The following is a 17,575-nucleotide window of genomic DNA, read 5'->3' as shown; positions in this document are numbered from 1 at the left end:
CCGCGATCGCGGAGCCGGCCCGGCCGGTGGTGCGGTGACTGCTCAGCAGTCGTCGTGCCCAGACTGCTCAGCAGTCGTAGTACATGGCGAACTCGTGCGGGGTCGGGCGCAGGCGCACCGGGTCGACCTCGTTGGCGCGCTTCCAGTCGACCCAGGTGGAGATCAGGTCGGGCGTGAAGACGCCGCCGTCGAGCAGGTAGTCGTGGTCGGCCTCGAGCGAGTCGAGCACGGCCGACAGCGAGCCCGGCACCTGCTTGACGTCGCCCCACTCCTCCGGCGGGAGGTCGTAGAGGTCCTTGTCGATCGGCGTCGGCGGCTCAATCTTGCTCTTGATGCCGTCGAGGCCGGCCATCATCATGGCCGAGAAGGCCAGGTAGACGTTGGCCGACGGGTCCGGGACGCGGAACTCGACGCGCTTGGCCTTCGGGTTGCTGCCGGTCACCGGGATGCGGGTGCAGGCCGAGCGGTTGCGCTGCGAGTAGACCAGGTTGACCGGCGCCTCGAAGCCCGGCACCAGACGACGGTACGAGTTGATCGTCGGGTTGGTGAAGGCGAGCAGCGACGGCGCGTGGTGCAGCAGACCACCGATGTACCAGCGGGCCATGTCGGACAGGCCGGCGTAGCCGGTCTCGTCGTAGAACAGCGGCTCACCGTTGAGCCAGAGGCTCTGGTGGGTGTGCATGCCGGAGCCGTTGTCGCCGAAGAGCGGCTTGGGCATGAACGTCGCGGTCTTGCCGTTGGCCCAGGCCTCGTTCTTCACGATGTACTTGAAGAGCTGGAGCTGGTCACCGGCGTGCAGCAGGGTGGAGAACCGGTAGTTGATCTCGGACTGGCCGGCGGTGCCCACCTCGTGGTGCGAGCGCTCCACGTTGAAGCCGGTGTCGACGAGGCGGCGCACGATCGAGTCACGCAGGTCGGCGTAGTGATCGACCGGCGGCACCGGGAAGTAGCCGCCCTTGTAGGCGGTCTTGTAACCACGGTTGCCGCCCGGCTCTTCGCGGCCGGTGTTCCAGGCGCCCTCGATCGAGTCGATGTAGTAGAACGACTGGTGCGCCGAGGTCTCGTGGCGGATCGAGTCGAAGATGTAGAACTCCGCCTCGGCGCCGAAGTAGGCGGTGTCGGCGATGCCGCTCGCCGCCAGGTACGCCTCGGCCTTCTTCGCCACGTTGCGCGGGTCGCGGCTGTAGGCCTCGCGGGTGAACGGGTCGTGGATGAAGAAGTTCAGCGCGAGAGTCTTCTGCGCGCGGAACGGGTCGATGAACGCGGTGGCGACATCCGGGAGCAGGAGCATGTCCGACTCGTGGATCGCCTGGAAACCGCGGATCGACGAACCGTCGAACGCGAGGCCGTCGGTGAAGAGATCGTCGTTGACGGACTCGACCGGCAGGTTGAAGTGCTGCATCACGCCGGGCAGGTCACAGAAACGAACGTCGACGAACTTCACGTCCTCGTTCTTGAGGTATCGCAGCAGTTCCTCGGGGTTGGCGAACACACATCCTCCTGGCACGTCCACGGGGTGGCTAGGCTTCTGGCGACGCTATGGCCGGGGGGTTGCCCGGCCGTGTCTCCGTTGTTTCTGCCGTGTTACGTCCCTCGCGGAGCGTCAGCGGCGCCCCTGTTCACGCCTTCGGCCCGCCGCGAACGTCGTACCGACTGTGCCAGTGTAGTGACATCTGATGCCTTTGGCCTGAATCGGCACACAGCGGTGGCGGCACCCGGCGAGCCCTCGTCGCGACGCGGATACCCTTGATCGCTGTGACCAATCCGCACGTCCCGGCAGCGCCGGCCACCGACCCCACCTTCACCCCGCCGACGCTCGGACGCCGCTTCGGGGCGCTGATCATCGACTGGGTGCTCTGCCTGCTGGTGTCCAACATCTTCGCCGACCCGGTACGCGACGGCTGGGCGCCGGTGCTGGTGCTGGTCCTGGTGTACGGCATCTTCCTCGGCCTGTTCGCCCAGACCCCGGGCATGTACGTCACGAAGATCCGCTGCGTGAACTGGCACGACGGCGGCCGGATCGGGGTGCTCCGAGGACTGATCCGAGGCCTGTTGCTGGCCCTCGTCGTCCCCGCGCTGATCATGGATGGGCACCGTCGCGGCCTGCACGACAGGCTCGCCGACTCGGTCATCGTCGACGCCCCGCGCGGCTGAGCCCGCCGAACAACGAGAAAGAGCCGGACCCACACGGGTCCGGCTCTTTTCAGGTGTACGCCAGAGGGGTCAGCGGCCCCGCGACTGGCGGAAGGCGCCCGGCGGCCGCATGTTCTTCGGGATCGCGCCCTTGGGCATCTGGGGCCGGGCAGTCAGCGCCTTGAGTCGCTTGTCCAGCGAGTTGACGTCCTTGCCGGAGAGCGCGCGGGGCAGGCGCAGCAGCGTCGTCCGCAGCTTGCGGATCGGCAGCTCGCCCTCCTCCTGCCCGATCACGTAGTCGTGCAGGGGAGCGGAGCCGATCACCTTGGACAGCCGCCGCTTCTCCTGCCCGAGCAGGCCGCGCACCCGCTGCGGGTTGCCCTCGGCCAGCAGGATCACGCCCGGGCGGCCGATCACCAGGTGGACCATGTCCATCTGGGTGGTCGAGCTGACCGCCGGGGTCACCCGCCAGTCGCCGCGCATGTTCTCCATGATCTGCGCCGCCGCGCCGGGCTGGCCCTCGGCGGCGTTCATCATCGCCTTGTTGGACCGCAGGTTGAGCACGATCAGCACCGCGAGCAGGACGAACAGGATGCCGATCGGCAGCCAGATCCAGCTCCAGAGGATGACCGCGACCACGGTGAGGGCGAGCGGGATGAGCACCGCGGCGGCGACCAACGGCGCGAACCACCGGTCCTGCTTGGCGGTGAACTTGAACACCATCCCGATCTGCTTCAGCCGCTGGCCGAACGAGACCTTCTCCTGGGGCTTTGCCATGCCGCAGAGTCTAGTGGTCGCCGCCTGCCCCGTTGATCCGCGTCCGGGTGCCGGGGCAGCTGAGTACCTTACGTCTCCTCACCGCCCGGGAACGGACGGGTAAGGAGGGTGCCGGCCGGGAAGATGAGGCGGTGTGCCCATGCCCGGGTGGGGCCTTCGAGCGAAGAGTCGTCAGCAGAAGACGACGACGCCACGAAGGAGCCCGACATGTTCGGCAACGACGCAGACTTCCTGCTCTCCCTGCACCGTACGCACACCGCCGAGCTGCGCGCCGAGGCGGCCGCGGAACGGCTCGCCCGGTCGCTGCCGCGTCCGGCCGGTCGCGATTGGCTGGGTCGGCGCAGGCACGCCAGCCGCACCGGCGACGCCCGCCGGTGACCGCGCCAGCCTCGGCGGCCACGGCACCCGCCGTGCCGGCCGGCCGACTCGACGCCGCCCCGCCGCCCGGCCACCGGCCGATCGGCGGGGCTGTCGGCGAGGGTCGTCATGGCATGCTCGAACCTGTGACCGTTCGTGCCGCCAGTTCCGTCCTCGTCGGCCGCCATCGTGAGATCGCGGCGCTGCGCGACGCGCTGGGTCGCGCCCGGGTGGGGGAGCCGACCACAGTGCTGGTCGGTGGCGAGGCCGGCGTAGGCAAGACCCGGCTGCTGGAGGAGTTCGGGGGCTGGGCCACCGGCGGCGGGGCGCGGGTGCTGGTCGGCCAGTGCCTGGAGCTGGGCGAGGCGGGCCTGCCGTTCGCTCCGTTCGCCGCCGCGCTGCGCGCGGTGCTGCGCGCCGACGGCCCCGAGGTCTTCGCCGGCTACGAGGCGGAGTTCGCCCCGCTGCTGCCGGAGCTGGGACGAGCGTCCGCGGCGCTGGCCGGCCCTCGTCCCGTCCCGCTCAGTGACGCCCCGCGTGGTTACCTGTTCGACCTGGTCGCCGAGCTGTTCCAACGACTCGCCGACGCCCGCCCGCTGGTGCTGCTCATCGAAGACCTGCACTGGGCCGACCGCTCCACCCGGGACCTGATCGGCTTCCTGGTCCGGGCGGCCCGGCCGGGTCGCCTGCTGCTGGTCTGCACCTACCGCACCGACGAGTTGCAGCGCGGGCACCCGCTGCGCCCGTTCCTCGCCGAACTGGACCGCGCCCGCGGTGTGGAGCGGGTCGAGTTGGGCCGACTGGATCGCGACGGCACCGGCGCGATCCTCGCCGACCTGCTCGGCGCCGAGCCACCCGCCCGGGCCGTCGACGATGTCCACGGCCGCACCCAGGGCAACCCCTTCTTCATCGAGGAGCTGGCCGTCGCCGGTGACCCGATCGGCTGCGCCGCGCTCCCCGAGACGCTGCGCGACCTGCTGCTGGCCCGGGTGGACCGGCTCCCCGAGCCGACCCAGCGGGTGCTGCGCATCGCGGCTGCCGGCGGCACCCGCTTCGCCCACGACCTGCTCGCCGAGGTCGCCGGGCTGCCCGAGGCCGAGCTGGAGGACGCGCTACGCGTCGCCGTCGCCGCCCAGTTGGTGGTGGCCGACCGCGACGGTGACTACGAGTTCCGGCACGCGCTGGTCCGCGAGGCCGTGCACGACGAGTTGCTGCCCGGCGAACATGCCCGGCTGCACGCCCGCTTCGCCGCCGCCATCGAGGCCCAGCCGCACCTGGTCGCCGCCGGCCGGGCCCCGGCGGAGATCGCCCACCACTGGTACGCCGCGCACGACCACCCGCGTGCCCTCGTCGCGGCACGGGCCGCAGCGGTCGCCGCCGGCGACCGGTACGCGTACGCCGAGCAGCGCCGACTGCTGGAGCGGGCGCTGGAGCTGTGGGAGCTGGTGCCCGACGCCGCCGACCTGCTCGGCATGGACCACCTGGCGTTGCTGGAGCAGACGCTGGCCGCGGCGGTCACGGCCGGCGACTTCAGCCGGGCCATCACGCTGACCCGGGCCGGCCTGGCCGAGGTGGACGCCGACGCCGCACCGCTGCGCGCCGCCCGCCTGCTCAACCAGCGGGGTCGGCTGATGGCCCTGCTCGGCAAGAGTGACGGTCGCCGGGAGCTGGATGAGGCGTACCGGCTGGCCGCTGGCGGCCCCCGGGGAGCGGAGCGGGTCCGGCTGCTCGCCGACATCGCCGCGCACCTGGTCAAGATCGACCCCAAGCAGGCGGCCCGGGTGGCCGCCGAGGCCGCCGTTGACGCCGAGGCGTTCGGCGAGGACGTCGCCCTGCTGCACGCGCGGATCGCCCTGCTCTGCCACGGCGAGCGGGACCTGGAGCGAGGGCTGGCCGAGCTGAGCCAGGCCGAGGCCGTCGTCCGTGCGTCCGGGGACGCGTCGGGGCTGGTGCTCGCCCGGGTGTACCAGTCCGACGTGCTGTGCGAGCTGGGCCGCTACGCCGAGTCCGCGCAGGCCGCCGAGGCCGGCGTCGCCGAGGCGCGTCGGGTGGGGATCAGTCGCTCCACCGGGGCGTACCTGTTGTCCAACCGGGCCGAGGCGTTGATCGCGCTGGGTCGCTGGGACGAGGCCGAGGCGGTGTGCGCGGAGGCCGCGCGGATCGACCTGTCCGGCGTCACCGGCCTGCACTGGCTCCAACTGAGTGCCGGGCTACGGCTGGCCCGCGCCCACCCGGCCGCCGACGAAGTGGTCGACCGGGCGCTCACCTTCCTCGGCCGGCCCTACCTGTGGCCGAGCCACCGGCTGCCCCTGCACGAGTTGGCGATCGAGGCGGCGTTGGCCGCTGACGACAAGGTGGAGGCGGTCCGGGCGGCCCGGGTCGCGGCGGCCGACGAGAGCCTGCCGCAACTGCCCCGCGAGGGTTGGCCGGTGCTCAGCGCCGTCGCGCGTACCGCCGCCCGAGTGGGCGACCGGGACCTGTCGGTCGCGGTGGCGACGCTCGCCGCCGACCTGCCCGTCCGGCACCCGGCGGCGCGGGCACACGCCGCTCAGGTCGCGGCCCTGCTCGCGGTCGGCGACCAGGCGCTGCCGGCCTGGCGGAAGGCGGTCGACGCGTGGCGGGTCGACGGGCAGCCGTACCCGCTGGGTCGCGCGTTGCTGGCGGTCGCCGAGGCGGCTGCCGCTGCCGGGGAGCGCGACGAGACGGCGGCGGCGGTCACCGAGGCCGCCGAGATCGGCCGACGGCTGGGTGCGGTGCCGCTGGTCGAGGCGGCTGCCACCCTGGCGCGGCGGGTCGGCCTGCGCACCACGGGCCAGGGCGGTGCCGGCGCCGACCTGCTCACCGCGCGGGAGCGGGAGGTGCTGCGACTGGTCGCCGAGGGGCACAGCAACAGCCGGATCGCCGAGCAGCTGTTCATCTCCCCGAAGACGGCCAGCGTGCACGTTTCCCGGATCATCGCGAAGCTGGACGTGACCAACCGGGTGGAGGCCGCCGCCCTGGCGCACCGCCTCGGCCTGCTCACCGAGCCGGCGGCGTCGCACTGACGCGCACCCTGTTGTCGCACTGACGTTCACCCGGCGAGGTCACCGCGGCAGGTAGATCCGCCAGCCGTCGATCGTGACCAGGTCGAGGGCGCCCGGGTTGGCGCGCTGCCGCTCGTCGAGCGCGTTCGCCAGCGGTGAGCCGGCCGGTGCGACCCAGGCTGGCGCCGCCGCCCTGTCCACCTCCCGCCGGTACGCGGGGTAGCGGTCGAACCCGGGACGCAGCGCGTCGTCGACGACCGCGCAGACCACCTGCTCGGCGGTGGCGAAGGTGAGCCGGTTGCAGGTCCAGTAGCCGGCGCGCACCTGCCGTACGCCGAGCTGCCGCAGGGTGCTGACCAACTCGGCGTGCCGGGCCTCGGCGGCCCGGGTGGCCGGCGCGGTCTGCGCTGACCGCCAGGTGGCCTGGGCGGCGGTGCCCAGCGTGGCCGCGAGCAACGCCAGGGCGACCGGCCGGGCCAGTGTCCGCCCGAGGCCGGGCCGGCCGGTTGCCGACGGGCGCGGGCCGCGCCGGGCCACCGTCCACACCGGCCAGAGCAGCGCCGGCAGGGAGATGAGCAGGCAGGACAGGTAGCGGGAACTCTCCACCGGGGTGAGGCCGGCGGAACTGCTCACGGTGTACGCCCCGAGGGTGACCAGGGCGGCCAGCACGAGCGCCAGCCGGATCGCCGCCGCCACCCGGGGTGCAACGAGCACCGGGTCACCAGCATCAGCGGGATCGACCAGCGAGGCAGGACCGGCTGGCAGGGCAGGACCGGCTGGCGACGCAAGGTCCGCCGGCGAGGCGGCATCGGCTGGCGAGGTGGGGCCGGCTTCGGTGGGCGGTCGGCGTAGTGCCCGCCAAGCGGTGGCGGCACCGAGGGCCAGCAGCAGCGGCAGGGCGAGCGCCCACCAGAGTTGCCAGGTGTCGCACCGCCCCGGAGCGCAGAAGCCCATGCCCAGCGACGGGCCGAGCAGCAGGCCGCCGTGCAGCCGGTCCGCCCAGCCGGCGGTGGCGTTCGCGCCGCTGGCGGCGAGCACCGCGTGCAGCGGGTTCCGCCCGTTCAGCAGGCTGTGCAGCAGCAGCGGGGCCGCCCCCAGCACGGCGGCCGCCCCGAGCAGCGCCCCGGCGGCACCCCACAGCTCCCGGCGGCAGAACCCGACGAGCACCGCCCCGGTCGTCACCACGTACGGCAGCACGAGCGGGTCGACCCAGAGCATCAGGCCGGCCAGGAACCCCCACGAGGCCCACCGCGCCAGCCGCCATCCCGCTCGGCCGGCGGCCAGATCCACGGCGAGGATGGCCAGCGCCACCCCGGCGGCGTTCATCTCGGGGTAGCCGCCACCGGCGATCAGCTGGTTCTTGACCACCCGGTCCGAGCCGAGCGCCAGCAACGCCACCACCAGGAGCCCGAACCACCGGTCCCCGGTCAGCCGCAGCGTCAGCCGCCAGGACAGCACCAGGAACAGCAGGTACAGCGCCAGGGTGGGCAGCCGCAGGCCGAGCAGCGACGGCCCGCCAGCCAGGGCGAACACAGGCGCGGCCAGGTACGCCTCCAGCGTGCCCATGTACTGCTGGCCGTAGAACCAGACCGGGAAACCCTCGCCTCGGGCGATGTGCAGCGCGGCCAACCCCATGGTGGCCTCGTCGCTGTTCGTCGGCGGCGCCGCGTTGACCAGGAGCCAGAGCCGGTAACCCACCCCGGCGAGCACGGCCGCCGCGGTGAGCCAGCCGACCAGGCGCAAGCGCGTGCCAGGCCGCAGGCGCGGGGAGTCCGCGTCGCGCGGCTGTTCGCGTACGCCGGCGGTCATCGCACGATCATGGCATCCGGACGCCGCACGGCCCGTGCGGCGCTGCCGGCGGATCAGCCGGCGGTGGTGACGGCCACTCCGGCGCGGGCGTCGAGCGCCTGCTTGTAGAGCCGGCCGGCCCGGTACGACGAACGCACCAGCGGCCCGCTCATCACCCCGGCGAAGCCGATCTCCTCGGCCTCCTCGCGCAGCTCCACGAACTCCTCCGGCTTGACCCAGCGGGTCACCGGGTGGTGCCGGGACGAGGGGCGCAGGTACTGGGTGATGGTGATCAGCTCGCAGCCGGCCTCGTGCAGGTCGCGCAGCGCCTGCGAAACCTCGGCCCGCTCCTCGCCCATGCCCAGGATGAGGTTGCTCTTGGTGACCAGGCCGTCGGCGCGGGCCTGGCGGATCACGTCCAGCGAGCGGTCGTAGCGGAACGCCGGCCGGATGCGCTTGAAGATGCGCGGCACGGTCTCCACGTTGTGGGCCAGCACCTCCGGTCGGGAACCGAAGACCTCGGCGAGCTGCTCGGGAACGGCGTTGAAGTCGGGGATCAGCAGCTCGACGCCGCAACCCGGCTGAAGGGCGTGGATCTGTCGGACGGTCTCGGCGTACAGCCAGGCGCCGCCGTCGGGCAGGTCGTCGCGGGCGACGCCGGTGATGGTGGCGTACCGCAGCCCCATCGAGACCACCGACTCGGCGACGCGACGCGGCTCGTCGGCGTCGAACTCGGCCGGCTTGCCGGTGTCGATCTGGCAGAAGTCGCAGCGCCGGGTGCACTGGTCGCCACCGATGAGGAAGGTGGCCTCCCGGTCTTCCCAACACTCGTAGATGTTGGGGCAGCCGGCCTCCTGGCAGACGGTGTGCAGCCCTTCGCGCGAGACGAGCCCGCGCAGCTGGGTGTACTCCGGACCCATCTTGGCCTTGACCTTGATCCATGGCGGTTTGCGCTCGATCGGCGTCTCGGCGTTGCGCGCCTCGATCCGCAGCAGACGCCGCCCCTCGGGGGCCGCCGTTGCGGTGCGCGCTGCCTGGCCGGTCGTCGGCGCGGAGTGCTCGATCGTCACGAAAACGAGCCTACGCCGGACGGCGGGTGTCTATGTGCGTCGGGCGACCGGCGTCACGCCCCGAACGTTGTGACGCCGGACACCGGAGTGTCGAAAATGTGCGTCACACGAGAGGGATTCGGGTGCTACGGTCACCGCCAACAGCGACGACGGAGCCGAGTAGCGCGCCGACCCGCCAGTGCAGAGAGCCGCCGGTGCTGAGAGGCGGTCTGGCACCGGTGTGCGAAGACCCTCCCGAGCTGCGGGAAGAACGGTTGCGGGTCACCCGTGCCCAGTAGAGCCCGCCCGGCTGGCCCCGGTCATCAGGCGACGAACGAGGCCCCCGCTTCGGCGGGGGTGAAGGTGTGGTGGCACCGCGAGGTTCCCGCTCGCCCACACCTCCCTGGGGCTGATGCGACGCATCGCTTCCCCCAGGGCGGCGAAGGCGTGGCGATCGACCGAGGAGCAGCCCGCCATGCAACGAACCCTGTCCCACCACCTGCCCACCCGGATCGGCACGACAGTGCGGATCGCCGGCTGGGTGCACCGCCGCCGCCTGCTCAAGTCGGTGGCCTTCCTGATCGTGCGCGACGCCACCGGCCTCGCCCAGGTGGTCGTCACCGACCCGACCGTCCGCGCCGAGCTGGAGAAACTCCCCGAGGAGACGGTCGTCGAGGTCACCGCGACGGTCACCGCGAACGAAACGGCGCCCGCCGGGGTCGAGCTGACCCACCCGACGGTACGTCCACTGGGGCCGCCCGCCGTGCCGCCACCGTTCGACCTTTACCGGCCGGCGCTGACCGCGAGCCTGCCCACCCAGCTCGACAACGCGCCCACCGCGCTGCGGCACCCCACCCGGTCGGCGGCGCTGCGGATCTCGGCGGCGGCGGTGGCCGGCTTCCGGGCCGCCCTGGACACCCGGGACTTCGTGGAGATCCACACCCCGAAGGTGGTCAGCTCCTCCACCGAGAGCGGGGCGAACGTGTTCGCGCTGGACTGGTTCGGTGGGCCCGCGTACCTGGCCCAGTCGCCGCAGTTCTACAAGCAGTTGATGGTCGGCGTCTTCGAACGGGTCTACGAGGTGGGGCCGGTCTTCCGGGCCGAGCCGCACGACACCGTCCGGCACCTCGCGCAGTACACGTCGCTCGACGCGGAGTTGGGCTTCGTCGCCGACCACCACGACGTGATGCGGGTGCTGCGCGACACGGTGGCCGGGATGCTGGGCACGGTGGGGGAGCGGGCCGGTGGCGCCCTGGCGACGCTCGGCGTCACGCCGCCGGAGGTGCCCGCGGAGATCCCGGAGGTGCACTTCACCGAGGCGCTGACGATAGCCGGCGCGCCCGCCGACGAGCCGGACCTCGCGCCGGCCCACGAACGGGCGCTGGGCGAGTGGGCCCGCCGCGAACACGGCTCCGACTTCCTCTTCGTCACCGGCTACCCGATGGCGAAGCGACCGTTCTACACCCACCCCGACCCGGAGCGGCCCGCGTACTCGAACGGTTTTGACCTGCTCTTCCGTGGTCTGGAGCTGGTCACCGGCGGGCAGCGGCTGCACCGGCACACCGACTACCTGGCGGCGTTGGCGGCCCGGGGTGAGCCGGTCGAGCCGTACGCCGGCTATCTGGACGCGTTCCGGCACGGCATGCCACCGCACGGTGGCTTCGCCATCGGCCTGGAACGGTTCGTGGCCCGGCTGGTCGGCGCGGCCAACATCCGGGAGGTCACCGCGTTCCCGCGTGACCTGCACCGCCTGACCCCGTAGGGCCGTGCGCTGGCTGTCTGCTCAGACCTCGGTCAGGGTGGACAGTCGGCGCTCGACCACCGGCAGCACGTCGGCGACGCTGATCGGGCGGCCCAGCTCGGCGGTGAGCGAGGTGACGCCGGCGTCGCGGATGCCGCACGGCACGATCCGGTCGAAGTACGTCAGGTCGCAGTCACAGTTGATCGAGAAGCCGTGCAGGGTGACGCCCCGGGCCACCCGGATGCCGATGGCCGCCACCTTGCGGGCCGGCCCCCGGTCGTCCTCGGGCACCCAGACCCCGCTGCGCCCCTCGACCCGACCGGCGGTCAGCCCGAACTCGGCGCACACGTCGATGAGCAGCTCTTCGGTCCGGCGCACGTAGGCGACCACGTCCACCGGGTCGGGCAGGCGCAGGATCGGGTAACCGACGAGCTGCCCCGGCCCATGCCAGGTGATCTTGCCACCGCGGTCCACGTCGACGACCGGAGTGCCGTCCATGGGCCGGTCCCACGGCTCGGTGCGCTTGCCCGCGGTGTAGACGCTCGGGTGCTCCAGCAGCAGCACGGTGTCGCCGCGCTCGCCAGCCACCACCGACTCGTGCAGGCGTCGCTGCTCGTCCCAGGCGGCCTGATAGTCGAGCAGGCCGCCGCGGACGGCGGTGAGGCCGGGGGTCGTCGTTGTCACGGTTCCAGCCTAGTCCCGCTGACGGCGATCATCCCTGGTGAGCCGCCTCACCAGCGATGATCACGCCTGCTGCCGGAGCTGGTCCGCGGCCCGTCTGGTGACCGCGCTCGCCCGGCCCGGCCTGCTCGCTCGGTGTCACGTCGCCGCCGCGCCGGTCGCGGCGCGGCGGCGACGAACACTCCGACCGACGAGAGCGATCGCGAGCAGCGTCGGCACGCCCAGCGTCAGGTAGACCCAGAGCGGGGCGGCGAACGGTGACGGCCGGGGCTCTGGCCCACCGAACGCGGCCCGGGTCAGCAGGTCGGCCGGCACCATCAGGTCGGTCGACCCGACCGGCGTGGTCACCAGCACCTCGCGACCGCCGTCGGGCGACAGCGCGGCGAGAAAGGCTTGCCGGTCTGTGTCCGCCTCCGTTTCGCTGACATACCGCAGGATCGGGTCGTCTCCGCGCCAGCCGATGATCCCGCTGACCGAGGTGCCGGCCGGCATGGCCTGGCCGACGGCTTGGCCGGTGGCAGTGTCCAGGAACTCGATCCGCCAGGTGCGCGCCGCCGCCTGCTCGGACGTGCACCTGGGCCCGGCGCAGCCGTCGAAGGCGAGCAGCGCGAGCCGCCGGCCGTCGGGATGCCAGGCGGCGGGGCCGGCCAGTATCCGCCGGTCGCCGAGGTCGACCTGCCAACGAGTGCCGCCGCCGGCCGGGTCCACGACCACCAGTTGCTGGCGCTCGGCGAGCTGGGCTGGCACGTCCGGCGAGCCGGTGACCGCCACCAGGTCGCCGCCGCGTGACCAGGCCGCTGCAGCGTGCGCGGCGAAAGTGCCCACGTCGAGCGTCCGCTCGGTGCCCCGGAACGGGTCGACGACGAGCAGGTCGTCGGGCTTCTCCGGATCGTTGAGCTGCTGGTTGTCCGGTCCGTAACTGATCACACTGTCATCGTTGCTGCGGGTGCCCAGCACCTGCCGCCCGTCCGAAGACCAGGCCATCGGGTAGACGCCGGTGCTCATCGTGCGGCGCTGCCGTCCGGTGGTGAGGTCCAGCAGCTCGCCGGAATCCGGCCGCAGGTAGTGCCGTCCATCCGGGGAGAGCAGTCCGTGCCCCTCGCCGATGCGGATCGGGATCAGCCGGTACGCGCCGTCCCGGTCGACCAGCACACCTGTCGACTCGAAATAGCGGGTGCGGTCGGTGAAGAACAGCAGCGCGGCCGGACCGGCCGGGCGTTGCCCCACGGTGGCCTGCCACAGCCAGGGATCGTGCACCCGGGTCGGCACCACCCCGGCCGCGCTCCCGGCGGCCGTTGCGGCTGATGTGTTGAGCGCGACGAGCCCCAGCACGAGCGCGATCACGGCAGCACGCCGCAGTCGCCCGCCGGTCAATCCCATCGGCCCATTAGACGCGATGACGGCCGGTCGTGATGCCCCGGCTGGCCGCGTCGTGGTCTACCGGTCGGCGGGCGGGATGCGCCAGAGCCATACGTCGTCGACCCGCTGCGGCTCGCCGAACAGGGCGGTGCCGGTACGCAGCAGCGCCTCCTCGTCGACCTCGAACTTCGCGCCGTGCACCTGGTCGGCGAGCACCACCGTCTCGATCCGCCAGTGCCGCAGGTCCGACTGGACCTCCCGGATGGTCCCGTCGGTCACGATCGGCACCAGCCCGGTACGGCCGGCCTGGTCCATCAACGCGCTCAGAGTGCGCGGCACCGGGCCGATCCGGCCGCGCCCGTCCGGCCCGCCCGGGCCGAGGAAGAACCCGCCCGGGATCTCGAACTCGCCCTGCCGGTGCGACAACGCGTACGCCTGCCAGCGCTGGCCGTCGGGGTAGATGTCCACGGTCAGCGGCACCGGCGTGAGCACGCCGTCCGGTGAGACGTACTGGCGCCAGGTGCCGGAGGTGATGAACCGCGGGATCGGTTCCCGCTCGTCGGTCAGCAGCGGGGTGGGCAGCAGCGGCACCAGGGCCGCCGCGAACCCGAGCACCCAGGCCAGCTCCGTGGGGCGGTACCGGGGTGGCGCGGCGCGCAACTGGTCGACGGCGTACGCCAGCAGTAAGCCGATCACCGGCGCGACCACCAGCGCCAGCCGGGCGGGCAGCGCGGCGTTCACCACCGGCAGTTGCCCGAGCAGGTCGAACGGCATGGGGAGGTCGGTGCGTCGCCCGTCGACCTTGGCGACCGGGCCGAAGGACAGCACCGAGAAGATCAGCGCGACGACGCCCAGTGCCCAGAGGGTGGCCCGGCGGCCGGCGTCGGCCCACCGCCAGAGCGCGACGAAGCAGATCACCGTGAGCACCAGCAGCGGGATGCCGAAGAAGGAGTTCTCCTCGGTCGGGTTCGGTGCCAGCGAGGTGCCCAGCCCTGCCTCACCGGCCAGCGAGCGGCGCGGGAAGGCGGCGAACGCCGCGATGTCCTCGGAGTGGATCACCGGGTCGAAGCCGGTGCCGTGGAACCGTTGCGGCCCGGCGAAGTGCAGCCACAGCGGGTACGACAGCAGCACGCCGGCGACCACGGCGGTCACCCCGAGCCCTCGCAGGAAATTGGGCAGCGCGGCGCGCGCCTCGGCCCGGTTCGCCGGGTGCAGCGCCCAGACGGCGACGAACACCCCGAGCGCCAGCGCGGTGAAGAACAGCCCCTCGGCGGCGATCGAGAAGGCCACCGCGACCAGCACGCCGAGGATCACCCCGTCGCGGAGCCAGTGCCCGGCTCGGCGCAGCGCGAACAGCCGCCAGATCAGCAACGGCACCAGCCAGCCGGCGGTCCAGTTCAGGTGCGCGTTGGCGTGCGAGACCATGCCGGGGGAGTAGGCGATGAACAGGGCACCGATCCCGGCGGCCAGCTGGCTGCGGACCAGGTGCCGGGAGAGCAACCAGTACCAGACCAGCGCGGTGGCGAGCAGGTTCAGGGTGAGGATCACCAGGAACGTCGCCGGTGGCCCGATCAGGTACGTGAGGGGGGCGAAAACCACCGCGTACACCGTGATCGAGGTGTTGACCGCGAGGTTCACGCCGTCCGGGACGTTGATCAGGTACGTGAAGAGCGGGTTGTCCCCGTGCGTGACCGCGTGCCCGCCGAAGGCCAGCAGCCACTCGAAGAGCGCCTGGTCGCTGGAGTTGACGGTGATGGTCCGGGTGTTCGGGTCCCGCCACAGCCCACTGGTCACCCAGACGGCGAGCGCGAGCGCCACCAGCACGACGATCAGGTCGGCCCGGCGGTCCCGGACGACGCGCGGCGGTGACGCTGGTGCGGGCCCGGTGGCCAGCGACGGGGAGGACGGCACGCAGCGGACGTTACCAACCGGACCTGGACGGGCCGGTCAGACCTGCAAGGACAGGACCGTTGGGGACGGATTCGGCCCGCCACGTCGACGGTCTGGCGTACACAGTGTCCGTCGTGAATGTGTGAGCGTGCCCTATGTCATCGCGGCGACACATCGTCGTAACGTCACGGCAATTCGACCGTGACCCAGTTCACAGTCCGCCCCCTCTGGAGGCCGCCGTGCGCCGCTCCTCGTCCACCATCACCCGCCTGATCGGCGGGCTCGCCGGGCTCGCCCTTGCCCTGGCCGGAGCGGTCGCCATCGCCGCCCCCGCCCAGGCAGCCACCCTCACCCAGGTCAGCGGGTTCGGCTCCAACCCGGGCAACCTCGCCATGTACGCCTACCGGCCGGACAACCTGCCGGCCAACTCCCCGGCGGTCGTCCTCCTGCACGGGTGCACCCAGAACGCATCCGGCTACTTCGCCAACTCCGGTTGGCAGAAGTACGCCGACCAGTGGAAGTTCTCGCTGATCGTCGCCCAGCAGCCGTCCGGCAACAACGCCAACTCCTGCTTCAACTTCTTCGAGTCGGGCGACACGACCCGCGGTCAGGGTGAGGCGCTGTCGATCAAGCAGATGGTCGACCACGCCAAGGCGAACTTCGGGGTGAACGGCTCCCGGGTCTTCGTCAGCGGCCTCTCCGCGGGCGGGGCGATGAGCGCTGTCATGCTCGCCACCTACCCGGACATCTTCGCCGCCGGATCGATCATCGCCGGGATTCCCTACCGCTGCGCGACCAGCATGGTCAACGCGTTCAGCTGCATGAACCCGGGCGCGGACAAGACCCCGGCCGCCTGGGGCGACCTGGTCCGTGGCGCGTACTCCGGCTACACCGGCCCGCGGCCCCGGGTGGCCATCTGGCACGGCACCTCGGACACCACCGTCACCCCGCTCAACGGCACCGAGTCCCGCGACCAGTGGACCAACGTGCGGGGGGTCTCGCAGACCCCGAGCAGCACCTCGTCGCTGCCCGGCAACACCAGCCTGGAGGTGTACGGCAACGACGACGTACGCCTCTACCGGGTCTCCGGGATGGGCCACGGCACTCCGGTCGACCCGGGTTCCGCAGCCGAGCAGTGTGGCACCGCCGGCGCGTACTTCCTGGACACCATCTGCTCGACGTACCGTGACGCGCTCTTCTTCGGCCTGAACGGCGGCGGCACCAACCCGACCCCCACCCCGACGGCCACGCCGACCCCCACCCCCACGGCCACGCCGACCCCGACTCCGACGCCGACCCCGACCACGCCGGCGACCTGCGTGACCGCCAGCAACTACGCGCACGTGGTGGCCGGTCGGGCGTACCAGTCCGGTGGCTACGCCTACGCGAACGGCTCCAACCAGCGGATGGGCCTCTACAACACCTTCTACACCAGCGCTCTGAAGCAGACCGCCCCCAACTACTGGGTGATCGGCTGCTGACCACGCGCCAGGCCCTGTTGATCAAGAGGTTTGCGTCATCCGGAGGCCGGAATCTGACGCAAACCTCTTGATCAACACGGTGGCCGACGCGGGCCGTCGGCGCGGGCTCAGGCCAGCCGGGCCAGGACCGGCGTGAGCGGATCCAACGCGTCGCGGCGGACCACGAACCGGGTCACCCCCCAGCGCTGTTCGTGCTCGGCGACCGCTGTGACGATCTCGTCCACCGTGCCGATCAGCACGAACGGGGTGGCCAGCAGTTCGGCGGCGGTCATACCGTTGCGCCGGGCCTGCTCCGCGGCGGCAGCCTCCGCGTCGTCGGTGACCACCACCGTCTGCACCAGCGCCTCCAGCGCCGGCGGGTCGGTCCGGCCGGCCGCGCCGGCTGCCACGCAGGCCAGCTGCGCCTCCATCTGGTCGGCCCGCCACCGCGCCTCGTGCTGGTGGCCGTCAGCGAGGGTACGCCCGAACCCCGTCAGCCCGACCACGTCGGCGTGCGCGCCGGCCCAGTGCAGCAGCGTCGAGTTCGCCGTACCCATCGTCAGCGGGATCCGGTCCTGCACCGGCCGGGGTTCGCGCAGCACCGCCTCGCGCATCGTCAGCTCGGCCGAGTCGACGGTGACCGAGGCGCCGTCGAGCAGGGCGCGGACTGCCTCGGCGACGGCCACGCAACGGCGGACCCGGCCGGCCACGTCGGGGCGTTCCCGGCCCACCGCGCGCCACTCCGCCGGGGTGTGGCCGGCGCCGACACCGAGCCGGGCCCGACCACCGGAGATCAGGTCGAGGGTTGCCACGTCGGCAGCGAGAAGCATCGGTTCCCGTACGCCGAGGTTCGACACGTACGAACCGAGCCCGATCGTCGAGGTGACCGGGGCGGCGGCGGCCAGCGCCACGAACGGTGACGTCACGTCGCCGGGGTGGTCGGCGGCGAGCAGGGCGTCGAAGCCGGCGGTCTCGGCCCGGCGGGCCAGCTCGGCCCAGCTCGCCGCGTCGGTCGGGGTGGCCTGGAGGGAGAAGGTCGCCATTGGTCCAGCATCGGCCCACGCCAGCCCACCGGCGACCTGCCGGCCGCCGATTCTGCCGAGGGCCGAACCACCCGGGGGTAGGCGGGCCGAGGCTCCGCCCGGCGCCCCCGGCTCCTGCTGATCATGAAGTTGTTGCCACGACACGCCGGGTGGTTTCTAAGGTTCAGTGCAACTGATCTTGGTTGTGCTGGGGGTGTTGGTGGCCAGGCCGGGTGTGTTGACGTTCGGGCATCGGCAGGTGTTGGAGCATCTGTGGGGTGCGGGTCGGCGCATT

13 protein-coding genes are annotated in these 17,575 nt (G+C 72.4%); 5 read left to right on the top strand and 8 right to left on the bottom strand.

From position 1 onward, the window contains the following. Positions 1-67: 67 nt before the first annotated feature. Positions 68-1,492, bottom strand: a complete 1,425-nt coding sequence (gene glnA, locus KBX46_RS32070; protein WP_088949494.1) for a type I glutamate--ammonia ligase — start codon at positions 1,490-1,492, stop codon at positions 68-70. A gap of 263 nt (positions 1,493-1,755) precedes the next feature. On the opposite strand from glnA, the gene KBX46_RS32065 reads away from it, so the two are divergent. Further along, positions 1,756-2,154: an RDD family protein gene (locus KBX46_RS32065; protein ID WP_088949493.1), complete on the top strand. Its 399-nt coding sequence runs from the start codon at positions 1,756-1,758 to the stop codon at positions 2,152-2,154. A 69-nt stretch (positions 2,155-2,223) separates the two neighbouring features. Here KBX46_RS32065 and KBX46_RS32060 read toward each other — a convergent pair whose 3' ends face one another. Further along, entirely contained in the window at positions 2,224-2,910 is a 687-nt protein-coding gene (locus KBX46_RS32060; RefSeq protein ID WP_088949492.1) for a DUF4191 domain-containing protein, read from the bottom strand. 207 nt (positions 2,911-3,117) lie between these two features. Between KBX46_RS32060 and KBX46_RS32055 the strand changes: the two genes are divergently transcribed. Both KBX46_RS32055 and KBX46_RS32050 read left to right on the top strand, forming a co-directional pair. Then, positions 3,118-3,288: a hypothetical protein gene (locus tag KBX46_RS32055; protein WP_172862077.1), complete on the top strand. Its 171-nt coding sequence runs from the start codon at positions 3,118-3,120 to the stop codon at positions 3,286-3,288. A 125-nt stretch (positions 3,289-3,413) separates the two neighbouring features. Beyond that, the gene (locus tag KBX46_RS32050; RefSeq protein WP_308159760.1) at positions 3,414-6,311 is read left to right on the top strand and encodes an AAA family ATPase; all 2,898 of its coding nucleotides are present in this window, start codon (positions 3,414-3,416) and stop codon (positions 6,309-6,311) included. A gap of 39 nt (positions 6,312-6,350) precedes the next feature. Here KBX46_RS32050 and KBX46_RS32045 read toward each other — a convergent pair whose 3' ends face one another. Then, positions 6,351-8,099 (bottom strand): hypothetical protein, encoded by a 1,749-nt coding sequence (locus tag KBX46_RS32045; protein ID WP_210795823.1) that lies wholly within the window; start codon positions 8,097-8,099, stop codon positions 6,351-6,353. Positions 8,100-8,152: 53 nt separating this feature from the next. Next, complete coding sequence (gene lipA, locus KBX46_RS32040) at positions 8,153-9,148, bottom strand: lipoyl synthase (RefSeq protein WP_210795820.1); 996 nt, start codon at positions 9,146-9,148, stop codon at positions 8,153-8,155. A gap of 454 nt (positions 9,149-9,602) precedes the next feature. Between lipA and aspS the strand changes: the two genes are divergently transcribed. Further along, complete coding sequence (gene aspS / locus KBX46_RS32035) at positions 9,603-10,889, top strand: aspartate--tRNA(Asn) ligase (RefSeq protein WP_210795818.1); 1,287 nt, start codon at positions 9,603-9,605, stop codon at positions 10,887-10,889. Between the two features lie 21 nt (positions 10,890-10,910). Here the strand turns inward: aspS and lipB are convergent, their stop codons facing one another. The 3 genes from lipB to KBX46_RS32020 all read right to left on the bottom strand — a co-directional run bounded on the left by lipB (position 10,911) and on the right by KBX46_RS32020 (position 14,819). Beyond that, positions 10,911-11,552, bottom strand: coding sequence for a lipoyl(octanoyl) transferase LipB (lipB, locus tag KBX46_RS32030; protein ID WP_088949487.1), 642 nt, complete (start codon positions 11,550-11,552; stop codon positions 10,911-10,913). Between the two features lie 135 nt (positions 11,553-11,687). Further along, positions 11,688-12,929 carry a hypothetical protein gene (locus tag KBX46_RS32025; RefSeq protein WP_210795816.1) on the bottom strand — a complete coding sequence of 414 codons (1,242 nt, stop codon included), beginning with the start codon at positions 12,927-12,929 and terminating at the stop codon, positions 11,688-11,690. A 57-nt stretch (positions 12,930-12,986) separates the two neighbouring features. Continuing rightward, complete coding sequence (locus KBX46_RS32020; protein WP_210795814.1) at positions 12,987-14,819, bottom strand: DUF2079 domain-containing protein; 1,833 nt, start codon at positions 14,817-14,819, stop codon at positions 12,987-12,989. A 218-nt stretch (positions 14,820-15,037) separates the two neighbouring features. Here KBX46_RS32020 and KBX46_RS32015 point away from each other — a divergent pair, with 218 nt between their 5' ends. Further along, positions 15,038-16,279, top strand: a complete 1,242-nt coding sequence (locus tag KBX46_RS32015; RefSeq protein ID WP_210795813.1) for a PHB depolymerase family esterase — start codon at positions 15,038-15,040, stop codon at positions 16,277-16,279. A gap of 107 nt (positions 16,280-16,386) precedes the next feature. Here the strand turns inward: KBX46_RS32015 and KBX46_RS32010 are convergent, their stop codons facing one another. Continuing rightward, positions 16,387-17,301: an LLM class flavin-dependent oxidoreductase gene (locus KBX46_RS32010; RefSeq protein ID WP_210795811.1), complete on the bottom strand. Its 915-nt coding sequence runs from the start codon at positions 17,299-17,301 to the stop codon at positions 16,387-16,389. Positions 17,302-17,575 lie beyond the last annotated feature (274 nt).

It is taken from the genome of Micromonospora sp. C81, from assembly GCF_018070425.1.
In the GTDB taxonomy this organism is placed as follows: domain Bacteria; phylum Actinomycetota; class Actinomycetes; order Mycobacteriales; family Micromonosporaceae; genus Micromonospora; species Micromonospora zamorensis.
This window is presented reverse-complemented; position numbering and strand designations above follow the sequence as displayed.